Origin of the sequence: Paenibacillus tabacirhizosphaerae, assembly GCF_040812395.1 — a bacterium.
Taxonomy (GTDB): domain Bacteria; phylum Bacillota; class Bacilli; order Paenibacillales; family NBRC-103111; genus Paenibacillus_E.
Genome location: NZ_JBFNXH010000053.1, coordinates 1 through 2,390 on the forward strand (window position 1 = coordinate 1; position 2,390 = coordinate 2,390).

The 2,390-nt window shown below is 51.8% G+C and carries 2 protein-coding genes; both read right to left on the bottom strand.

Going from position 1 to position 2,390, the window contains the following annotated elements:
* Positions 1–918, bottom strand: a 918-nt coding sequence (locus tag ABRS97_RS27875; protein ID WP_367819431.1) for a condensation domain-containing protein, incomplete at its 3' end; no start/stop codon positions are given.
* Between the two features lie 58 nt (positions 919–976).
* Positions 977–2,390 (bottom strand): condensation domain-containing protein (locus ABRS97_RS27880; protein WP_367819432.1); only part of this gene is annotated, 1,414 nt, incomplete at its 5' end.

Below are 2,390 nucleotides of genomic sequence, written 5' to 3' on the forward strand. Positions count from 1 at the left end.
GCGTTCATTCAGCTGGCGGTAAGTCAGCCTTTCCTCGCCGCAGGAAGCAGCGATGCGATCCGGCGTCCGCTGAGCCTGCGCCTCGAACAGGCTATGGATGGTCTGATCCTGCGGGAATGCCGCTCCGGTACCGCTAAATTCACCCAGCAGCTGTGTTTTTTCGGCGGGAAATAGCAGCTCCAGCTCCGCCAAGCTGCGGTCCGGCTCGTTCAAAGCCGACCGCAAAAAGTGAATCAGATGAAACGCAATTTGCTTCATCATGAATTCGCTGTACATGCCGCTATTGTAGCGGACAACCAGTTCTACCTGTCCTTCGGCCTGAGAAAACTGGAACATGACATCTGACTGGACATCATTTAAGCTGCTTTGGTCGTGAATGTTATCTAGCAATACGAGTGTTGGCAAGTAAGGTTTTTCCCCGTCCCCTGCCGGAAGATCAAGCCATTCAGCCAGTTTTGCAAATGGGAAGTTTTGATGCTCATTGGCCAAGGTGATCGTTTCCTTAACAGCCGTCAGCCATTGCTTGAATGTCCAGCTCTCCTGCATAAAGGTCGTTTGCAAGAGCAACAGTGAATTTACCCGTGTTTCACTTTGCTTATTTTGCTTGAAAACGGGCATGCCGACCGTGATCTCCGCTTGGGAGGTATACCGATGCAACATATATTTGACCCCGGACACAAGGATCATAAAAAGAGCGAAATCGGACAGATTCGTGATCGCTTGCAGTTTCTGCGAAAGCTCTGGCGGAAAACTGTATTTGATCGCCGTCATGTTGTCGCCGCCAGCAGCCGAGCGAACAGCATCCCGCGGAAACTCCGAGAGGATGATCTCACCCTGGAGCTTGTTCAGCCAATACTGCTGTTCTTTTTCAAATTGACCGCCGGCCAGCATCATATTTTGCGAATATTTATCGATCATGAGCATCCTCCTAAGAATTTTGCGCAGCAAAATTCACTTCGTAAGCATTTAGCTATAGCTAGAACAGAAACTCCACTTCGTCCTGGAGCACATTTTCCAGCTTGTCGTAGCGCTGAAGCGCGATGTCGCCCAACAGCATGTCCGGATTTTCCGTAACTAGCTGCAGTAACGTTTGGTAATCGTTCATCATCCGTTCGATCGTTTCTTTCTGAAACAAATGGGTGGCGTATTCCGCATGCAGCACGATGTCGCCCTCATCCTCAATCGCTTTGACGGACAAATCGAACTGGGCGATGGTGTGCTCCCTGTTATAGGGCTCAAATCGCAGACCGGCAAACTCCGATGCGCCCATCTCCTGGTTCTGCACACTGAAAACCGTATCAAAAAGCGGATTCCGGCTTAAATCCCTGCGCAGCTCCAAGCGCTCAATTAACGATTCTAGCGGGTAAATCTGATGTTCCATAGCAAGCAGGGAACGTTGCTTCACTTCCTCCAAAAACTGCGCGAATGTCTTGCCGCTTTCGGGCTGGCTGCGAATCGCAAGCGTATTGACGAACATGCCGAGCATCTCTTCCGTTTCCGTCAGCGCTCTGCCCGCTACCGGCGTGCCTACGATGATATCCGTTTGCCCGCTGTATTGGGAAAGCAGGATCTGATAAGCGGCAAGCAAAACCATGTAAAGCGTGGCACCGCGATCAGACGCCAGTTGATGAAGGCGATCTTGCAATTGCTGCCCGGTCCTCACAATGACCGCATCTCCTTCAAAGCTTTGCACCGATGGTCTTGGAAAGTCCGTCGGTAGCGCCAGCACCGGAATATGGCCGGCAAACGCTTCTAACCAATAGGCTTCATGCTCGCGCATCGTTGCGGAAACAAGCATGCTGTTCTGCCAAACCGCAAAATCTTTATAATGAACGGATATTTCAGGCAAATCGCCACCGTGATATAAACATGTAAATTCCTTCAGCAAAATGCCCATGGACACACCGTCGGAGACGATATGGTGCATATCGAACAGCAGTAAATAGCGCTGAGCGCTTAGATGAACGAGCTTGACCCTCAACAGCGGGGCCATCTGCAAATTGAATGGCCGCACAAAGTCAGCGACGATGGATCCCAGTTGATCCTCTGAGCTCCTCGCGAACTCAACCTGGAAATCGACATCCGCATGAACGATTTGCACCGCTTCGCCGCCAACGGTTTCGAACGTCGTGCGCAGCGATTCATGCCGGGCGACCAAACGCTGAAACGTTTGCTCGAATCGATCCAGATCCAAATCGCCAATGGCGAACATGACGCTAGGTATGTTATAGCTCGTGCCTGAGCCGGTAAATTGGCTCATGATAAACATCCGCTTCTGGGCGGAGGAAACCGGATAATGCTCGCGCGGCTCCGCTGGCGTCAGCGCCGAGTACGCTTCCTTGTCGGTTCGCGCAATATGCAGCGCCAGCGCCTCTATCGTCGGCGACTCG